Raw genomic sequence first — 21034 nt, 5'->3', positions numbered from 1 at the left:
GAGAAAAATGAAAAAGACAATTTTAGTGTATAAAAATATAGGTGCAGGTTGTTTAAACCTAATGATTGGATCTGGATCTCGGTTAATGTTTACAGCTATGCTTATTGCCGGTTTGAGCGCGTGCAGGAAAGCAGGATTTCTTGATCAGAAAAAACTCAGTCAGATAGATGAAAATACCGTTTTTACAGATAGTTTAAATAGTTGGAACTATATAAACAGTAGGTACAGTAATCTGAGTTATTCGTGGGAGCCGAACCGATGGGGAAGAGGTGGTGTTGATGCTGCAAGCGATGAGGTACAGTCGGCAAATGCCCCAACCGAACAAGAAACCTATTGGGCTGGTGGGGCTATTAACCCAAGCAACGTAACTGCCGAGATCTGGACAATTACCTGGCAACAGGTGCGGGCGGTTAATATTTTTCTTAAAAACCAAGCCCGTATACCCATGACAGCCAATACCAAAAAACTTTTGGAAGGACAAATGCGGTTTTTAAGAGCGTGGTATTACGCAACTATGCTGAAAACTTATGGAGGCTTCCCATTAATAGGTAACACCATTTTTAGCGATGGTGACGCAATTGATTTGCCACGTAACACTTACGAAGAATGCCTGAACTACATTATATCAGAGTGCGATGCTGCTGCAAGTCTGCTACCTGTTGATTTTGTGGCGGCCACAGGCAATCCGGCCGATTATGGCCGGGCTACAAAGGGCGCTGCTCTGGCATTAAAGGCCCGCTTACTTTTGTATGCGGCAAGTCCTTTGGTAAATGCATCAAGGGGCGACGATCCGGCACGACTGGTTTCATTGGGTAATACCGATCCTAACCGTTGGAAACATGCCGCCGATGCAGCACAAGCGGTAATTAACCTGGGGCAATATACTTTGTTTCGCAGGGTTACGCCATTTTTCTACAATCAGTTTCTCAATGGGCTTACTGCCAGTACACCAAATTCAGAGGCTGTTTTTTCTTTTTTACCCGCAACTACTACTCAAAATAATATGATCAGGGAAACGCTGGCCAATCCGGCAACAAGAGGTACAAGATATCAGAGTACGCCCAGTTGTTTTCCCTTACAAGAACTTGTAGATGCTTTTGGAATGGCTAATGGAAAAGCAATTGACGATCCTGCCTCTGGATATCCGGGCACTGGAAATAATATGTATCTCAACCGCGACCCACGTTTTTATGCCTCCATTACCTACAATGGCGGGTTGCGCTTTTTAAATGGTAAAGCAACAGATCAGCCAGTATGGACCTACACCGGAGATATACCCTCTTCACCTACGAATGATGCATCGATATCTGGTGCAAGAACCGATGGTATTTATACCGCAACAGGTACAAGTACAGGTTATTTTGCCTATAAAATGCTCGCCAATAATGTGGCTAATGGTGGGGTAGAATTAAACCGGCCAAGAATTCTGATTCGCTATGCCGAAGTGTTATTGAATGCCGCAGAAGCCAATAACGAATTCAGCGGACCATCTTCACAAATTTACACCTGGCTAAAGGATATAAGAGACCGCGCTGGCATTGCAGCAGGCACCGATGGCATGTACGGCATGAAAGCGAATATGACACAGGAAGAAATGAGAATATTTTTACAACGCGAGCGCCGGGTAGAACTGGCTTTAGAAGAGCACCGTTTCTGGGATGTTCGCCGATGGAAAATTGCACCTCAGGTACTCAATCAAGACCTTCATGGGATGGAAATTACGAGGGCAAGTAACGGAAGTTACAGCTACCGTACAATTGTAGTTAGAAAAAATGTTTTTAGGGATAACATGTATTTCTTTCCAATCCCACAGGCAGAATTAACCAAAGCACCTTCGATGAAACAAAACCCAGGATATTAACCTAATAATCACTAAGAATATAAAAATGATGAAAAACAACATATTTAAAATTCTGGTTTTATGTGCAGTCGTAATATTTACAGGCTGTACAAAAGGAAAAGAACTGAAATCTTTAACCGGGGCAACTTATACGGTTACCGGTGCTGCAGATGGAACGCAAATGGTACCCGCTACAGGTGTAAATGCTACAGGAAGTTTTAGTGGCTGGTACGATGAGCAGGTAAATGTATTAACCTTCACCCTAACCTGGAGCAATATTTTTACGGGTACTCCCGCTGATGTAATCACTTCGGTAAAATTTTATGGGCCTGCAGCAACAGGATCCAATGGCACGCTGATCAAAACAGTAACTTTTTCCAACAGTAATGCATCTGGCTCAGTTAACCTTGGGCTTGGCGGCTATGCCGAGCTAAGCTCAACAGAAATACCTGTATTACTTAACGGAAGCTGTTATTACGTGGTCTGTACCCAAAAATATCCAACAGGCATAATCAGGGGGCAACTTAAATCGGTCAAGAATTGATTGTAATCTGCTAGAATAATACATAGTATCATAAAGACAATTTCACCTTAAATGCTGCCATGATAAACTCGGCCTTTACTGAGCTTGACAAAGTATCGAAACAGATTAAAACTATTAAAATGGGGCGTTCGACAGGCTTAGGGTGATAAATCTAATTTATGATATAGCCTTTTTGTATTGGACGCTTTTTTTAAATTATTCAGTTTTATCGATTAATAGAGTATTAAAAACACTACACTGTGTCATAACAATATGAAAAACGAAAATCTGCCAGAAAAAACTGATAAAGAGAATCTGCCTTTCAACTTTAAGCGGCAGTTAGTTTCAGATGAAGATATCAGAAAGCATTGGAACCGCATCGCGACAAGAATTTTTAGAGATGGAGAAGCTGAACGTCCCCTGGAGCCAAAGAATAACAATATTTAATATGATTTAGCGGATAACGAAATTTTCCAGTACTATATTTTTACCCGTTTAAGTAGGGTAGTCTTTGATAACCGCACCTAATTTTTAAAACAAATGCCCCAATACGCCTAACATTTTATGAAATTTTACCGATATACTTTTCTTACACTATTTTTCTTTCTTACAATTTTTAGGGCATCAGCACAAAATATTAATCCTGGCTCAGAACAGATACTTTATTCTCCTGACAGATCTCTTATGATCCGTTTTTATCAAAAGGAATCAGCAGATCATAAAAAAGCATTTTTTTATCAAGTGTCTTATAAAGGGAAAAATGTTATTCTAGAGTCTAAACTTAATCTGGAGCTTGATAACCACCTGTCAGAAAGTGCAATGGCACTTCCGGTAGATACCCATCAACATTGGTTTGAGAATCTCGAGATAAAGAATTCAGTGCGCACGGAAAAAGATACAACCTGGACTCCTGTTTATGGAGAAAGAAAATTTATCCGTGATCATTACAACAGTTTGGTGATTAAAACGGTGAAGGACGATAATCCGATATACGAAATGAATATCGAATTCAGGGCCTATAATCAGGGTATTGCATTCCGATTTTTCTTCCCCGAAAACGTTAAGGGAACTTATTACCGGATCATGTCTGAAAATACTGAATTTAAGTTTGAAGAGGGTACATCTGCCTGGAAGGCAAACTGGGCACAGGCACCATATCATAAGGTTGCACTGGAGAACTGGGATGCAGAAGCCGAACGACCGCTGACCCTCGAACTGAAAAATGGCCTGTATGTATCTTTGTTAGAGGCCCAGATGGTAGATTATTCCAGAACAAAATTTAAACTAAAGGAAAAAAATACGGTAGTTACATCTATGTTTACCCCTGTAGATCTGATTTCTCCAGTAGCAACGCCCTGGAGAGCAGTAATGGTTGCCGAAAGTGCAACTGGTATTGCTGAAGGGACAGATCTGATCTTAAATCTTAATGAATCATCTAAAATAAAAGATCAAAGTTGGGTAAAACCAGGTAAGATTATGCGCGTAATGACGCAAACTACAAAGGATGCATTAGAGAATATCGATTTTGCTGCTAAACGGAACTTACAATACATTTTGTTCGATTGGAAATGGTATGGTCCGGCTTTTAGTTTTGATTCCGATGCCTCAAAAGTGGCCATCAACGATTTCGACTTACCTGCAATTATCAAATACGGAAAAGAAAAGGGAATAGGCGTATGGTTATATGTTAACCAACAGGCGCTCTTGATGCAAAGTGATAGTCTTTTTTCTATTTACAAAAAATGGGGTGTAGCAGGAGTTAAGTTTGGTTTTGTTCAGTCTGGTTCACACCGGTGGACCACCTGGATCGAAAAAGCGATACAGCAGGCTGCACAGAACCAGATAATGGTTAACATTCACGATGATTGGCGCCCAACGGGCGAGCAGCGCACCTGGCCCAATTTAATGACGGCAGAAGGAATAAGGGGAAATGAAGAAATGCCAGATGCCACCAGTAACACCGTAATGCCATTTACCAGGTATATTGCAGGAGCTGCAGATTATACTATCTGTTATTTTAATGCCAGGATTAAGACTACTCATGCGCATCAGCTTGCTTTGGCTGCCATTTATTTCAGCCCGATACAGACCCTATATTGGTATGATAAACCTGATCTTTATAAAGGCGAACCCGAACTTGAATTCTGGGATAAGATTCCTGCTACCTGGGATGAAACAAGGGTTTTATTGGGAAGCCCTGGCGAGTACGTTACAACTGCAAGGCGTAGTGGCGAAGAATGGTTTTTAGGTAGCATTACCAATAACGAGGCCCGTAAGCTAGAATTGAAGTTCGATTTTCTTCCGAAAGGACAAAAATTTATCGCCCGGATTTATAACGATGACAATACCGTTGCCACTGCCACTAAAGTAGGGATAAAAGACATAACAGTTGATTCAAAATCTACCCTGAAACTAGATCTTCAGGCTTCAGGAGGTGCTGCAATCTGGCTCCACAAAAAATAATCATATAAAGGATTACAACAACATCAAAATGAACAATAAACCTGCTTTTACAGAAAAGAAATTCCTTTTAACTTTTATCCTGGTTACTTCCCTGTTTATGTTATGGGGAGTGGCACACTCCATGAGCGATGTGCTCAATAAGCATTTTCAGAATGTACTTAACGTATCAAAAGCACAGTCTGGACTGATCCAGTTTTCCGTATTTGGTGCCTATTTTATCATGAGCATTCCTGCCGGGATATTTCTGAAACGCTTTGGCTACAAGGCCGGTGTAATATTGGGGCTTGGGCTTTTTGCGCTGGGCACTTTTCTTTTTGTACCAGCTGCAAATGCAGAAAGTTTTGGTTTTTTTAGGATAGCATTATTTATTCTCGGCTGCGGAATGGCAACATTAGAAACTGTTGCACATCCCTTTGCGGCCTCACTGGGCGATCAGCGTACCAGTGATAGAAGGGTAAACTTTTCACAGTCTTTCAATGCCATAGGTGCAATAATTGGTCCGGCGATAGGAACATTCTTTTTACTCAGAGCAACTTCCGGAGGACACGAAAATTCCCTCGATTCGGTAAAATTGCTTTACGCCGGACTAGGAGGATTTATTTTGATCGTTGCGGTAGCTTTTTTCTTTATCCGCATTCCCGACCTGATTGATCCCCATCACATTTCTGATGAACCCATTGCTGCACAGAATATCGATATTGCTCCTGGAAAAAAGCTTTTTCAGCACAGGCACTTTGTTTGGGCAGTAGCAGCTCAGTTTTTTAATGTAGCTGCACAGGCTGGTACCTGGAGTTATTTTATAAATTATGGACATGAGAAGATGGGCTTTTCTGATGAGAAGGCCGGAAATTTTATGGTATTGTTTATGGTAATGATGGCGCTTGGAAGATTCGTTGGGACTTACCTGATGAAATTTATAGCCCCGAATAAGATCCTTGCAGCATTTGCTATTTGTAGTATTGTTGCCTGCCTTATTGTAGCCCAAAGCTGGGGCTGGACATCATATTGCGCACTGCTAAGTATCAATTTTTTCTTTAGTATTATGTTCCCTACTATTTTTAGTCTCGGACTGAAAAATCTTGGTTCACATACGCAACAAGCTTCCTCGTATATTTCTATGGGCGTGGTTGGTGGAGCGGTAATGCCTTATTTCATGGGTAAGATAGCTAATGTAGATGTTGCAGATGCTTATTACCTGCCCATCATCTGTTATGTAGTGATCTTTCTTTTTGCTGCCAGATTTTTTAAGGTAACCAGGTAAACAATTTTAAGCATCCCATCTTAACACAGTATTTGAGCCTAAACCCAGCACTAGTCTAAAGCCCCGGATGATAGTTTTTTAGTTTTAGTTCTATATTAACCTGGCTGCCAATGGCGGCTGGGTTTTTATTCTTCAAACCTCACAAAAGGCTAGGCTTTATCAACGTATCAAATAACATTTGAGAAGAGAAATCGACAGAGTATGAATTAAGCTTGAATATGTCCTATTATTATAATGTTTCATTATTTTAGTAGCCAATAATCCAAAACTGTGCGAAGAATACTGCTGATCTTTCTTTTACTATATGCCGGTATAAGTGTGGCCTCTGAACGAGACTCGCTCAGCGTACGTCATCTGGAAATAGAAGATGGATTATCCAATAATTATATCCGCTGTGTTTACCAGGACAGAAAAGGATTTTTCTGGTTTGGGAGCAGAGATGGCCTAAACCGTTATGATGGATATGGGTTCAAAGTGTTCCGAAATGAGATTGGCAATAAAACTTCTCTGATCCATAATATTATACATGCAATTAACAGCGATGCAGACAATAATATATGGATAGGAACCAGGAAGGGATTAAGTATTTACAACGATAAAAAAGGCATTTTTACAGAAGGCTCATGGCATGAACCTGTAAAAGGAACAGATCTACCGTTTACAAATGTAATCAGAGATCTTGTTCCCGGCACAAACAACACGATGCTCGTAGCTACAGAGGGAATTGGACTGTTACGGTTTAAAAGAGGTAAAACCGTGGGCGAGCAAATCCCGCTTCTGGTAAATGGAAAACGCACTTTTTCTTATGGTGTGCAATCTGTGAGGCTTGATGATAAGGGGAGGGAGTGGGCATTTGTACAAAATCTGGGGCTTTATTATGTTGATCCTAAAGCTGGTGCACTGGTGCTGGCTAATGCAGATATCGTTCTTGCGCTTTCTTTGGGTGTAAGTAGCGGACAGGTGTATATTGGTACCAACAACGGTTTATACCACTATGATCCTATAAAAAGAAAAAATACAGCCATTCTAGGCAGTGGAATTAAACTCCCGGGTAAGGCAATTTCAAGCATTTCACCAGATAAGCATAATATGCTCTATCTGGGAACATATGGAGAAGGCGTGTTCTCTTATAATCCGGCAAGTGGAAGGGTGCAGGTGCTGGATAATGAAATTAATAACAGCTTGAGCGGCGAGCAGATTTACGCCATATTTATCGATAAAAACGATAGAAAATGGATCGGGACATATTCTGGCGGAGTAACCATTCTCGATCCGGTAAAAAAAATATTCCATACCTGGGCGCATAATCCCCAGGGCAATTCTATCCCGGGAAACTCCATATCATCATTTTTAGCCCCAAAAGATGGAAAACTTTATATTGGCACGGATGGTACCGGACTTAGTATCTGGGACAGGAAGTTAAATCAATTTACCAATTATAAATATACGTCAGATCCTAATACGATATCCAGTAATTTTATTTCATCAATGGTCTCTGACAGCTATGGAAACATCTGGATCGGGACTTTTACGGAAGGTGCTAACCGTTTCGATCCGAATACAAAGAGATTTACCAGGTATAAGATCGTAGATCCGCAGACAGGAGTAGAAAGTAAGGTCGCTTTTACGGTGTTTGAAGATAGCGACCTTGATATCTGGGCAGGAACCCTGAGGCGTGGAAGTCTTCTTGGCGGACTTTATCGCTTTAATCCCCGTTTGGATAAGTTTGAACTTTTCGACAAAAAACTGGGCGACCTGTTTACCATGATGCAGACCCGGGATGGACGCATTTGGGCCGGCAATCTCGATCAGCTGATCGAAGTTGATAAAAAAGGAAAGAATCACAGATTTTATGATCTTGGTTATACCGTTAGGGTGATATTTGAAGATAAAAAGGGATTGCTCTGGATAGGAACGGAAGGTGGTGGGCTCATTGTTTTTAATCCTTTTAAAAGAAAAATAGTTTCAAGGTTAACTACTGCTAATGGCCTTTGTAATAATTCGGTACTGAGCCTCATTCCCGATAATCAGGGAAATCTATGGATGAGTACCTATTTTGGGGTATCGTGTTATAATTTTGCTAAAGGTACTTTCAGAAGTTTTTACCAGAGTGATGGGTTACAGAGCAATCAGTTCCAGATCAATGCAGGCATCAAACTCAGTACCGGGGAAATCGCTTTTGGGGGCATAAAAGGGTTTAGTATTTTCGATCCACGGGAAATTATGCCACACAGCCAGATGCCAAGCCTGTTTCTTACCGGAATAACCATTAACAATACGCCGTTGGAAGAGAACCTGAAACTGATTGTTGATGAAGATAATATTACTATTAAGGAAATAGAGGTACCCTATGATCAGGCCGTATTTTCCTTTTCTTTTACCGCACTCGAATTTTCATCCCCAGAAAAAATTTCCTATAAATATTTTATGGATGGCTGGGACAGGGGCTGGACAAATTCGGGGAAAGACAGAAAAGCAACTTATACACATATTTCCGAAGGTAACTATACATTTAAGGTTAAAAGTACCAATGCGGAAGGGGTATGGGGGCACAATGAAATTATCCTGAAAATTAAGGTCCTTCCGCCATGGTACAGAACATGGTGGGCTTACCTGGGCTATATAGCCATTATCTCATCACTTATCTATATATATCTTCGATATAGGTCTGCGCAGACCCGCCTAAAATATGAAGTTCAGATTGTGAATCTCGAATCTCAACGGAAGAAAGCAGAATATGATACGCAAGTAGCCCAGCATAACATGGAGCGTTTAGCGCATGATAAGGAACGACTGATTAATGAGCAGGAAAAGGCGCTTGCCGAAAAGCGCATGTCATTCTTTACCAATATTTCTCATGAATTCCGTTCCCCACTTTCCCTGATCATTAATCCAATTAATGACCTGATCAAAAGCGGAAGCGTAGAAGGTAACGGAAATGCCGCGCTCAGCATGATCCAGCGCAATGCCAAAAGGATGCTGTCGCTGGTAGATCAGTTGCTGCTCTTCAGAAAAGCAGAAGAAGGTTTTGAGAACATTACAGCGGCTAAGCTTGATCTTGAAAAATTATCCAGGGAGGTGTTTTATTGCTTCGTTCAACAGGCCTCGGCCAAGCTCATCGATTACAGGTTTGAAAATTCTGCAATAAATAAGGAGGTATATGCCGATAGGATAAAGATCGAAATTGTGCTGTTTAACCTGATTTCTAATGCATTGAAATATACGCCAAATGGCGGCGAAATAGTGGTAAGGTTAACCGAAGCGGATCAAAGTCTTTTAATTACTGTTCAGGATTCAGGACCAGGGATTCCCCTTACGGCAGGAGAAAAGATTTTTGATCGTTTTTATCAGGCCGAGCGGACAGACGGAAACCATAAATCTGGATTTGGGATAGGGCTCTACCTGGCTAAACAGTTTATGGAAGCGCATTCTGGAAGTATTTCTTATAAAAACAGGACCGAAGGCGGAAGTATATTTACTATCTGTTTCTTAAAGGGGAAAACGCATCTTGTTGGCCATGTTATAGAAGAAGAACAGGAAAGTTCTGAAGCCCTTTTTAATGAAATGTATACCACCACACTTCCTGAATCTACAGAACAAAATAATATCAGTCTGGATGTAAACCTCGTTAGCGATCGGCAGTCTATTCTGGTTGTTGATGATGAAAGAGATATCCGGGAATACATTTCTGGCCTTTTCTCCAATCTTTACACTGTTTATCAGGCCGAGAATGGCGAACAGGGGCTGCAGTTTGCAGCAGAAAAACTTCCTGACCTGATTATTACAGATTTTAAGATGCAAGGGATAGATGGGATAGAGTTCTGTCAGATGATCAAATCCAATCCTACGCTTTCTTATATCCCTGTCATTCTATTAACCGCAAGTTCATCTCAGGAAGTAAAGCTGAAAAGTGTTCATGGTGGTGCTGATGATTACATCAACAAACCCTTTGAACGCGAATACCTGATTGCCAGAGTAGCCAATTTGCTTCGAAACAGGAATAATCTTCAAAATTACTTTTATAACGAGATTACGCTGCAGAGCAATGCTGTGGTGGTATCAGAAGAGTATAAGAAATTTTTGGACACCTGTATCTTAGTTGTTGAAAACCACCTTACAGATTCCGACTTTGGTATTAAGGCACTTGCCGATGAGATAGGGATGAGCCACTCTAATTTGTATAAGCGTGTGAAAAGTATTTCCGGCCAATCGGTGAATTCTTTCATCCGCTTTATCCGTTTGAGGAAAGCTGCAGAACTGATGATCAACTCTGACCATAATGTAACCGAGGTGGCTTTCCGTTCGGGATTTAATGACGCCAAATATTTTGGCAAACAGTTCTCAAAACTTTTTGGGGCCACCCCTTCGGAGTTTATCCGGAAACACCGCAAGGCTTTCAATAATAGATATAAAATGAAATAGAATGTTAGCCAAGCCCAAGTTTTGAAGACTGAAAAATGGCTTTTTTTGACTTGCTAAAGCGGTTTGGCGAAAATACACTCCTATTTTACGAATTTATACCCATCATTTTTTTTGGCTCATGCCATCTTCGTATCAACCAAATATTGATATGTTATGATGACCGAGAAATTAATTGCATTATGGGAAGGTACACTAGCGGGAAATGAGCGCGATTATGCACAACTACATGCAAGACTTTATCCAAAACTTTTCGTTTTTGCCAACAGGATGTTAGATGATGATGATGCGGTAAACGATCTTTTACAAGACCTTTTTATTAAGTTCTGGGAAAATAGAGAAAAAATCGGAGCAATCAGAAATGTAGAAGCTTACTTTTACAGGTCTGCGAGGTCAATCGTACTTAACCATATCCGTTTAACCAAACACCGTGAAACTAAGCTAACTTTAATGCCCGCTCCAAGCTTAGTATTTTCAGCAGAAGATATCATGGTATCTAATGAATCAGATTCGTTGATGAAACAGCAAATGGTTGTGGCGCTTAATACGCTCCCTGCCAAACAGCGTGAAATACTTACTATGCGTTTTTACGATGAGCTTAGCTATCCACAGATTGCCGACATCCTTAAAATACGTTATCAATCCGTTATAAATCATGTTTATCGTGCAGTACAAACACTTAGGCAGGTCTCAGACCTTTCATCTGTTTATGCAGCTTAGACAAGCAAGGTTAAGATAAATCGTCATCTCTCCGCTACGCTTTGCTCCGGTCGAGATGACGCTGATTTTTGAAATCTGCCAATTTTAAGTTAAGCGCAATTTAGAACACAATGAGAAGAAATGGTTTGTACGCAACTCAGTGCAGCAGTTCGAACGGAAGGATATCGTTTAAAAAAATGAAATCACATAAAATGAAAATGAACTATGCAGGCAAATGCCTGCTCAGATCTGCCTTTATCCTATTTACATTGTTATACACGGCAACAGGTATGGCACAGCAGCGAAAAGCTATCCTCCCGGGCGAACTTTGGCCAGATGATAAAGGAAATCATATCCAGGCGCATGGTGGAGGGATTATTAAGGTAAAGAATAGCTATTTCTGGTATGGAGAAGAGCGTCGCCAGGGATTGGATTCCAATTACAGGTACGTAAGCTGTTATTCTTCAAAAGATCTGATGAATTGGAAATTTAGAGGAGATGTATTTAAAATGACCGATCCGGATAGCCTTGGAAAAAAATGGGTACTGGAACGCCCGAAAGTTTACCATAACATCAAAACCGGAAAATACGTTATGTATATGCATATAGATGGGCAGGTTAAGGGCGAAGTAGGTAATTACAAGTATGCACGGGTAGGTGTAGCTATTGGCGATTCTCCTACAGGACCTTATAAGTTTATCCGCACTTTTCGCCCCTTAGGTCAGGTAAGCCGTGATATTGGCCAGTTTATAGATGATGATGGATCTGCTTATCTTATTTTTGAAGACCGGCCGGTTAAGGGCTTTCACATTGCAAAACTTTCTGAAGATTACCTGGATGTTGAAAAGGATATGTGTATCATTAAAGCACCCTTGGAAGGCGGAGCAGTGGTCAAATATAATGGTCTTTACTATGCAATTGGTTCAGCACTAACCAGTTGGAATCCAAACCCCAATAAGTATGCAACTGCTAAATCACTGGAAGGACCATGGTCTGAGTTCGAAGATATTGCTCCACCCGAAACCAATACCTATGGCTCACAATCTACCTTTATGCTTAAGGTTGTGGGTACAAAATCAACGGCTGTAATCTTTGTGGCCGACAAATGGAAGCCCCGTACCCAATGGGATTCCAGATACCTTTGGATGCCCCTGGAGATCGGTAATGGTAAACTCAAACTCCCTGAACCTAAACCGTGGCGCATCAACGTGAAAACAGGAGAAACAGCGTTCATAAAATAATGAAATCAGGGTAAAAGAAAAGTATCCATTTAACATCCTTTTTTTTCGTAGATATATCGTGTAGACATATATTTATGATTGTAATTTCTGATTTGTTTATGGCAATCGTCATGCTGAATTTATTTCAGCATCTTTTCTACAAAATAGACCCTGAAATAAATTCAGGGTGACGACTAGAAAATAAAAAAGTTCATAAAACATCTTCAGAATAGATTATTAATCGCACTAGGTTATATGACAGCTTCTTGCAATGACGAAGTTTTTAAGTCAAATACCTAACTAGGTGTAATCTCAATCGCTATACCACCTGCAGCCCTAATCATAAAAGGCATTTGATAGCCCCTTTTTACCGTGATCGTTTTTTTCGAAAGTTTTTTTTCACCGGTATCCTCCCAAATTGTTGCAGTATATGATTTGTTGGCATCAAGAAAGTCCATTACTATTGTGCCTTTCCAATCATTTTCGCCAGCAGCTGAACCTATAAACCAATTGTTCCCTTTTTTTCTCGCAACACTAATACTTTTTCCTATCTCTCCCTGAAGGTATATTGTACGGTCCCATACCGTAGGTACCCTGCTGAAAAATTCGATCTCATCCCAATTGGTATAATCTTTTGGCTTGCCATACCAGAAAATAGACTGCAGGGGGCTAAAGTTAATTACAGTAAGTGCAAGTTGCTGCCCCTTGCTTACTTTAAGGTTTTTGTTAAACTGGTTCTTTGGATTAGGGAAACAGAAAGTAAAATCAGCCGCCCCTGCCAAAAAACGTGTATAAGGGAGTACAGTGGTATGGAATGCATCAGGACTATTTTCATCACCACGGATGCCTTCCTGGGTTAATAGAAATGGATAGGTTCTATTCAGGCCGGTAGGTTTGTAGTTGTCATGGATATTTAGCAATAATCCGTAGTCATTAACTTTTTTTATTGCCGAAGAAAGCCATTGCAGCCCTTTTTGACTCAGGCCATCAATAAATCCGAATTTGATCCCCTTAACCCCCCACTTTTTATACAAAGGAAGAATCTCGTAAAGATGTGCCTGCAGTCCGATGTAATTTACATATACAATAAGTCCAACCCCGTGCTGTCTGCCATAACTGATTACTTTTTCCATGTCGATAGCTGCAATCGGAACTCTTGGGTCAGAAGATACACTTCTTTCCGGTCCGTACCAGCCCGCATCGAACATAATGTATTTAAAGTCCATTTTTTCTGCCAGGTCTATACAATCAAGCGCAGATTGGGTATCTAGCTGGGCACGCATCAGTTTTCCTGCAACTGGTTCGTCAGGTTGATTAGATAAGGGTGCGCTGGAAAGTTTAAATGGCAGTTCGCTAAATTGATGAAGGCCAATTGCATTTTTTGAAAAACTTATGGTTCTCCAGGGGCTTTGGAAGGGTAATATGGCCTTTACCCGGTTGTCTTTTTCAAATGAAACCTGCAGCGATCCAGGAGCCGTACCATGACTGAGTTCTGCTTTGGTATATCCGGTGTTTTCTGCCTCTCCAATACTTAAATAAGCATCTTTTGCCGTTAAAGTAGAAGGAAGGTCTGAGCTTCCTTTTAATGAATCAACAGGTAGCGGTCTGAATACAGATTCCTGGTGATACTGGTAAATCTGGTATTGCCCATTGAGATTGAAAGCCGTTTTTTCCTTTAATATGCTTAATTCTTTTTTTTCTTTTTGCTGTGGTATAATGTACCTTATGGCTAAACTTCCATCAAATACTCGAAAAAGTATTGAAAAATAATAATCCTTCGATTTTAAATTGATCCTGCGTTCAGTGTAGTCATTGTTAATTATCCTGTTTTCTCCTAGCAGGTTAATAATATTTTCCCGGTGCGAACTTCCGGATGTGCTGATGATGCTAAGTTCTGAAGCCACTTCATTCGAATCAATTTGAAGGCCAAGAGCAGACCAGCTCAAAATTTCTTTTCCATTTTTGCTCATACGGTACCTGATCTCCTTTTTTGAAAATAGGCTGATATCCACTTTTGTTCCCCTTTCTGGAGACTGGACCGAAATGATCTGCTGAACCTGCGCAAATGAGGAAATACCCCCCAAATTCAAGGCGATCAGCAACGCAAAAACTTTCCCTTTTTTTTTCATAAATGTTTAATTGAATATACGGTTAAGTTTTTTTTAATAGTAACTGCTACAAACCGGGGTTAGCCCGGAGGTCAGATTGGTGACTTATTGACAAAAGGAACAGTAAGGGATACTCTGCAATGTATATTTATATCTTTAGGCCTTAGAATGTGAGTATGGTGTTATATTTTTCGTGTCGTATAACGTATATTCCAAAATCTCCATTAATCCAAAACAATGAAAAAAAATCAGTGTGTTTATTTAGTTGTCTATTTTCTGTTTTTTTTAAGCTCTGTTTCGTCTGCACAGAAGAAATTTATACATCCTGGTATCTTGTTTTCAAGCTCAGATCTACAAAGAATACACCATACCGCTCAGGATAAAAACTCGGTCGGTTATGCATCATTTCAACTCCTAAAAGATAATCCACTAGCCAGTTCAGATTATAAGATAAAAGGGCCATTTAAGGTAATATCCAGAGATGGAGAATTTGGGAACACCAAGAGCCGTATGGAAGCAGACTTCAGTGCGGCTTATCTTAATAGCCTCATGTGGGTAGCCACCCACGATCAGAAACATGCTGAAAAGGCCATTGCCATTTTGCTGAGCTATGCAGATTCCCTGCAGCACATTCCGGCTACCAATGATGCTCCCTTATTGGTGGGTTTGGAAGGGATCAAGATTGTTAATGTTCTGGAAATCCTGAAATACGATTTTAAAACTGCTGATCCTAAAAAGCTTGAACGGATAGCCCGCATGGTAACTGGAATCTTTTTGCCGGTTTGCGAGCAGTTTTATGCAAGCCCTGCCTATACAAATGGAAACTGGGGCCCAATTGTAACTAAATTTTACCTCTCAGCTGCAATCTATCTTGATAATCAGAAAATGTATGATAAAGCGGTACATTTTTACCTGCATGCTAACGATAACGGAACTATAGCCAACTATGTGGATGGGAAAAGCGGACAGATACAGGAAAGCGGCAGAGACCAGGGCCATTCTCAGTTAGGTATAGGGGCAATGGCTACTGTTTGCGAAATTGCATGGAAACAAGGCAATGACCTTTATGGTGCGCTTGATAACCGACTATTAAAAGGATTTGAATATACTGCCAGCTATAACCTTGGCAACGAGGTTCCTTTTAAAACCTGGAAGGATATTACCGGAAAATATAGCGAATGGACACAAATTTCTACTGCCGGAAGGGGTAGGTTTATTCCCATCTATCAAATGGTTTATAACCATTATGTACGCAGAAAAGGGCTTTCAATGCCGTTTACCCAACAGGTGATTGCAAAAATGGGCGCTGAAGGTTATGATCGGGACCAACCCGGCTTTGGTGACCTACTTTACCTTGGCAGCAAATAAGCTTACAGCACAAATATTTTGTCTTTTTTCGATTGTCACAGGGCATACAGGGCAATCATGTCATTAAGTTAAGTACCGCGGTCGTTAGTCTGGGCGTAGTCGAGGATTTCTTGAGATTGATAGAAAGTAAGTAAATGCCTTCGAATAGGCTAAGATTGATAGATTTCAATAGAATGACGATTCCCACGCAATATACTTAACTTAATGATATTATCTATGCCGACAATCTATAACGCAGTGCATTAGGGTAAGTACACGGTCATAAAATCGAAAAAGATGTTCATTTTGCTAAACCGGTTTTGTTTAGTTAAGTTTGGCTAACCAGATAAGCAATTCATATAACCAGGATATTTCTCCAACAAACAATTTTCAGATATCTAGAGTATCCTATGGGCAATCAGGTGTCATTATTCTGTGGAATCTAAATCTTTTATCCTGTCTGATCTTTCATTAAAATAAAAGAAACCTATAAACATTGATGAGTAAAATTTTCTTATTTCTTATTTTTCCGTTACTGGGGCAATTTACAGACAAAACTATTAGATATGTCCCGGTTCCAGTTCCCCCTAAAAGTATTTATGTTTCCGTATCAGGCAGCGATAGGGCAGAAGGTTCGGCGGCTAAACCTTTCAGAACGATTAATTATGCAGTTTCAAAGGCCATGCCCGGAGATAAAATACTCATAGCTGCAGGCGTTTACCGTGAATCGGTGGTGTTTGAGCGTGGTGGAAGTTCAGCAGGCAAAAGCATTACGCTGCAAGCAGTAAACCAGGCAAAAGTGATGATCAAAGGCTCCGACCGGAAAACAGGATGGGTAAAGGATAAAAACAAACTTTGGAAATGTGTACTGGATACCACCCAGACCAGGATGATGCTCTTTTTTAACAGCAAGAAACTGTTTAATGTACCAACCCTCCAGGAGTGCAGTAAGGCATTGCGCTGGACTAAAACCCTTGAAGACGGAAAAGCGGTAATTTGGGCCAATTTCGGGACATTAGATCCTAATGTAGGGCTAACGGAGCTATCGGTCAGGAATATCGGGATTAGTGCCAGGCCGGGTGTAGATTATATTAACATCGAGGGAATTTCCATCAGCCAGGTAGCCAATGGTTATGCCTCTATTTATGCAGAACAGCCTGGCGCAATAGATACCAAAAACGGAAAGTACTGGAACATAATAAACTGTTCTATAAGTGAATGCCAGGCTGTGGGTATTTCTATAGGCATACCGGGGCATGTTTATACAGATGTTAACGCGGGCAGGCCAGAATTTAATGATTATACAGATCTGGCTTCTGTTGGGCACCACAAGATTAGCAGAAACCATATTTTTAATTGTGGGCAGGCAGGTATTTTTGGGTTAATTGGTGGTACAGCCAGTACTATAGAAGATAATCTGATAGAGAACATCAATCAGGATGGCGATTATACAGGTGATGAATCTGCAGGTATCCGTTTGGCTATGGCAGTTGATGCCACCCTTACGCATAACCTGATCCGTAGGGTTTATGGTAAAAATGGTTATGGTGTATTTTTAGGCCCGATTTTTCAGGGCGCCCGTTTATCAAGGAATATTATTTCAGACTGTGATGCCGGACTGTTATACCTGTTAAAAAACCATGGACCTACTCTGTTTGACAACAATATACTTGCAATGGCCGATACGGCAGATAAAAAAGTTGATGGCGTAAAAATGGAGGCATCTGAGGCAAATGTTTTTGTTCAGAACCTGTTTTATAACTGTAGCTTCCTCAATGGCCGGCAATCTGGTATGCCAGTATCAACATCCAATTTCTTGCCGCATAGCCTGGTCATCAAACAGACAATTCCTGCACTAAACATAGACCACAGATGGTATGGGAACCTTTTTATCGGCAAAGGGGCAGGCATAGCAAAGTCAACGGGGTGCGAGGCAGATTTTAATCTTTATGCAGATGGAGCAATGCCGCTAAGCTGGGCCGATGTGAATAGCACAAAAGCCAAAAATAGTCTATCCTTCCGCCTGGAACATCACCAGAAAGGTGTAGCATTATTATGGAAAAAGGAAGCACTAAGGCCAATAAAGATTCCGGCATTAACAGCTGATTTTTTAGGTTTTTTTGCACTGAGCAAGCAATATATAGAATATCCTGATGGAAAAAAGATAACGATTAACAGGGATTTCCTGAATGTGACAGGTGCTTCGGTAAGGCCTCCAGGCCCTTTTTATCGAGGGCAGGGCCTTAAACAAAGAATAAAATTATTTTAAAATATTGAGCATGCATAGTTTAAATGTTTGTAGCAGGTTAATCCGTCATTGTAAGTGGATGTTAACCTTTATCGTCTTTTTTCTCTTTATAGCGGATACGTATGGGCAGGTACTGAAGCTGGGGGCAACAGTTGCGTACCATCCAAAACCTTTTACTCATCCTGGCCTGTTGCACTCAAGTAGTGATCTACAGCGGATGAAAGATATGGTGGCCATAGGCAGGGAACCGTGGAAGAGTGCCTTTGAGAAATTCAAATCGCACCCGTGGTCAAGCGCTTCCTGCGAACCTCATGCCGTTCAGCATGTAGAGCGTAGCTTACTGATTGGAGCTGGTAAAAATATAGGAAATCTCGAAAAAGATGTCTGTGCCGCATATCAAAATGCAATAATGTGGAGTATTACAGGCGATGAAGCCCATGCTAAAACTGCCATAAAAATAATAAATGCCTGGTCTGATACTTTTAAAGTTTTTGATGGAACAGATGTAGAGTTAGGGGCAGGACTGAATGTTTTTAAGATGGCCAGTGCCGCAGAGATTATGCGGGCTACTTACCCTAAATGGAAACAGGAGGATATCGAAAAATGCAAAGTGATGTTCAGGGATGTGTTTTATCCGCCCATCCAGTATTTTGCACTTTGGGCCCACGGTAACTGGGATCTGGCCTGTATGAAAGGGATGATGGCTATTGCTGTTTTTAATGATGATCATGAAATGTTCGACCGTGCAGTTGATTTCTACTATAAGGGTCCCGGAAATGGTAGCCTGCTGCATTATGTCGTAAATGAAGATGGTCAGTGTCAGGAGAGTGGGCGCGATCAGCCACACTGTATGCTTGGAATCGGCCATCTGGCAGAAATGTGCGAAATTGGGTGGAACCAGGGGATGGATATGTACAGTTTTACGCAGAACAGGTTGCTTAAGGGGTTTGAGTATACAGCCCGGTATAATCTTGGAGAAGATGTACCTTTTCAGCCATATAACGATATCAGTGGCAGGTTTCCTGCCGATAAGATATCCATCAATGGGAGAGGAAAGCTGCGCTCGATCTTTGAACAGGTATACAACCATTATGCTTTCCGGGTAAAGGGTATACCTGCAGATCAATACCGCTATACCAAACGGGCAGCAGATGAATTGAGACCCGAAGGGGCAGGATTTAATGCCGACAATGCAGGTTTCGGAACGCTTTTCTTTTCCCTGCCTCACCCGTAGTGATCTGGACAGCAAATAATAACTTAAAATAGCGTTGGAACCTGATAATATACTGATCTAAAGTGATATGTACAGAGTAATTTTTATCTGCTTTACTTTTTTATTGCTGTGGCAAAACATTTTTGCTGCAGAATGGCAATGGTCTGTTTCCGTACCGGGTAATATTTCTTCCGAAACAGGAGAAAAGCCGACGGCATTTTTATGGATACCGCCTGACTGTAAACAGGTAAGGGGTGTGGTTATTGGCCAGCACAACATGCTTGAAGAAGGGATATTGGAGCATAGTGCTTTTAGAAAAAATCTTTCTGTGCTTGGCCTTGCAGAAATCTGGATTACGCCGTCGGTCGATATGGTTTTTAACCTCAGCTCCTCGGCAGTTTTTTTCGGAACAATGAAAAACCTCGCAGAACTATCTGGTTACGAGGAACTCGCATTCGCTCCGGTTATCCCCATAGGGCACTCTGCTGCGGCAAGCTATCCCTGGAATTTCGCTGCTTTTAATCCCGATCGTACAATTGCCGTGTTATCCATTCATGGCGATGCGCCATTAACCAATATGACCGGGAGCGGCAAGCCCAATCCTGATTGGGGCCAAAGAAATTTAAACGGTATCCCCGGGCTTTTTGTGATGGGTGAAGATGAATGGATAGAGGGACGCATTAACCCGGCAATAAAATATAGAAAAGATAATCCCAATACGCCCATTGCATTACTTTGCGATGCTGGTCATGGTCACTTTGACTATTCTGATGAACTGGTTAACTACCTTAATTTGTTTATCTCGAAAGCGGTAAAAGCCCGGCTTCCCCAAAAAACACCTTTACGTACTTTTCCTATACTTTCTGCTGTTAAGCCTCAAAAAGGATGGCTGGTGGATAGATGGAGGAGAAACGAATGGCCAAATGCCATTTCAGCGCCTTATAATGATTATAAGGGAAACAAGGCGGAGGCCGGATGGGTATTTGATGCGCAGATGGCCAAGGTAACTGAGGATCTGTATCGAGCTGCGCGGGCAAAAATAAAACGTACAATCGGATTCACGCAACAGGGCAAACTCTTGCCTTCTGCAGGAGCCGCTGGTTTCAGACCACTTTTTCATCCTCTTGCAGATGGAATTACCTTTCATGTTTCGGCTATAAATACCGATACCACAACCCATCAGATTGATGTGCGTTATCGTCCTGAAGAGAAAATTGTGATTTCCAGGATTTGTGGGCCAGTCAAGAAAATCAATGACTCCACATTTCAGTTATCCTTTTACAGAATGGGATTTAATAACAGTAAGCGGAGCAATGATATCTGGCTAATGGCCAGTCAGAAAGGCGACACTAAATATCGTTCATCGGTACAACAGGCAAATATGAAGATTCCCCTTACCAACCTGAAAGGGATGCCGCAGCAAATTATTTTCCCTGAAATTCCCGACCAGAAAAAATCTGTGAAATCCTTAAAATTAATTGCCCATTCTGACGCTGGATTGCCCTTACAGTATTTTGTAAAGGAAGGACCTGCAGAAATTGTAAACGGCATACTTTATTTTACAGGCATCCCCCCCAGAAGCAAGTTGCCATTAAAAGTTACGCTGGTAGCGTGGCAATATGGATATAATACTCCAGCGAAGCAGGTTCAATCGGCTGTTCCGGTTCAAAGGACATTTTCGATAATTAACTGA

Annotated in this window: 13 protein-coding genes; 12 read left to right on the top strand and 1 reads right to left on the bottom strand. The window is 41.1% G+C overall.

Annotated elements, in window-relative coordinates:
- Positions 1 to 7: 7 nt before the first annotated feature.
- From HDC90_RS01235 to HDC90_RS01200, 8 genes are all read left to right on the top strand, one after another.
- Positions 8 to 1861 (top strand): RagB/SusD family nutrient uptake outer membrane protein, encoded by a 1854-nt coding sequence (locus HDC90_RS01235; RefSeq protein WP_184463038.1) that lies wholly within the window; start codon positions 8 to 10, stop codon positions 1859 to 1861.
- Positions 1862 to 1886: 25 nt separating this feature from the next.
- Entirely contained in the window at positions 1887 to 2384 is a 498-nt protein-coding gene (locus HDC90_RS01230) for a CHRD domain-containing protein (protein ID WP_184463036.1), read from the top strand.
- A gap of 252 nt (positions 2385 to 2636) precedes the next feature.
- Positions 2637 to 2810 (top strand): hypothetical protein, encoded by a 174-nt coding sequence (locus tag HDC90_RS01225; RefSeq protein ID WP_184463034.1) that lies wholly within the window; start codon positions 2637 to 2639, stop codon positions 2808 to 2810.
- 117 nt (positions 2811 to 2927) lie between these two features.
- A complete protein-coding gene (locus tag HDC90_RS01220) occupies positions 2928 to 4826 on the top strand; it encodes a glycoside hydrolase family 97 protein (protein ID WP_184463032.1) in 1899 nt (632 codons plus the stop codon).
- A 28-nt stretch (positions 4827 to 4854) separates the two neighbouring features.
- Complete coding sequence (gene fucP, locus HDC90_RS01215; protein ID WP_184463030.1) at positions 4855 to 6087, top strand: L-fucose:H+ symporter permease; 1233 nt, start codon at positions 4855 to 4857, stop codon at positions 6085 to 6087.
- A gap of 270 nt (positions 6088 to 6357) precedes the next feature.
- On the top strand, positions 6358 to 10509 hold the full coding sequence (locus HDC90_RS01210; RefSeq protein ID WP_184463028.1) for a two-component regulator propeller domain-containing protein: 4152 nt from the start codon (positions 6358 to 6360) through the stop codon (positions 10507 to 10509).
- Positions 10510 to 10662: 153 nt separating this feature from the next.
- Positions 10663 to 11226 (top strand): RNA polymerase sigma factor, encoded by a 564-nt coding sequence (locus HDC90_RS01205; protein WP_184463026.1) that lies wholly within the window; start codon positions 10663 to 10665, stop codon positions 11224 to 11226.
- Positions 11227 to 11402: 176 nt separating this feature from the next.
- Positions 11403 to 12446, top strand: a complete 1044-nt coding sequence (locus tag HDC90_RS01200) for a family 43 glycosylhydrolase (protein ID WP_221451768.1) — start codon at positions 11403 to 11405, stop codon at positions 12444 to 12446.
- A 275-nt stretch (positions 12447 to 12721) separates the two neighbouring features.
- Here the strand turns inward: HDC90_RS01200 and HDC90_RS01195 are convergent, their stop codons facing one another.
- Positions 12722 to 14554, bottom strand: coding sequence for a glycoside hydrolase family 97 protein (locus HDC90_RS01195; protein ID WP_184463025.1), 1833 nt, complete (start codon positions 14552 to 14554; stop codon positions 12722 to 12724).
- A 216-nt stretch (positions 14555 to 14770) separates the two neighbouring features.
- Here HDC90_RS01195 and HDC90_RS01190 point away from each other — a divergent pair, with 216 nt between their 5' ends.
- From HDC90_RS01190 to HDC90_RS01175, 4 genes are all read left to right on the top strand, one after another.
- Positions 14771 to 15901, top strand: a complete 1131-nt coding sequence (locus HDC90_RS01190) for an alginate lyase family protein (protein WP_184463023.1) — start codon at positions 14771 to 14773, stop codon at positions 15899 to 15901.
- A 478-nt stretch (positions 15902 to 16379) separates the two neighbouring features.
- Positions 16380 to 18149: a right-handed parallel beta-helix repeat-containing protein gene (locus HDC90_RS01185; RefSeq protein ID WP_184463021.1), complete on the top strand. Its 1770-nt coding sequence runs from the start codon at positions 16380 to 16382 to the stop codon at positions 18147 to 18149.
- Between the two features lie 10 nt (positions 18150 to 18159).
- Positions 18160 to 19362 (top strand): alginate lyase family protein, encoded by a 1203-nt coding sequence (locus HDC90_RS01180; RefSeq protein ID WP_184463019.1) that lies wholly within the window; start codon positions 18160 to 18162, stop codon positions 19360 to 19362.
- A 67-nt stretch (positions 19363 to 19429) separates the two neighbouring features.
- Positions 19430 to 21034 carry a hypothetical protein gene (locus HDC90_RS01175; RefSeq protein WP_184463017.1) on the top strand — a complete coding sequence of 535 codons (1605 nt, stop codon included), beginning with the start codon at positions 19430 to 19432 and terminating at the stop codon, positions 21032 to 21034.

The sequence above is a fragment of the Pedobacter sp. AK013 genome, assembly GCF_014205835.1.
Lineage (GTDB): Bacteria > Bacteroidota > Bacteroidia > Sphingobacteriales > Sphingobacteriaceae > Pedobacter.
Note: the sequence above shows the minus strand (reverse complement) of the source record. Positions and strands in the feature narration are given on the sequence as shown.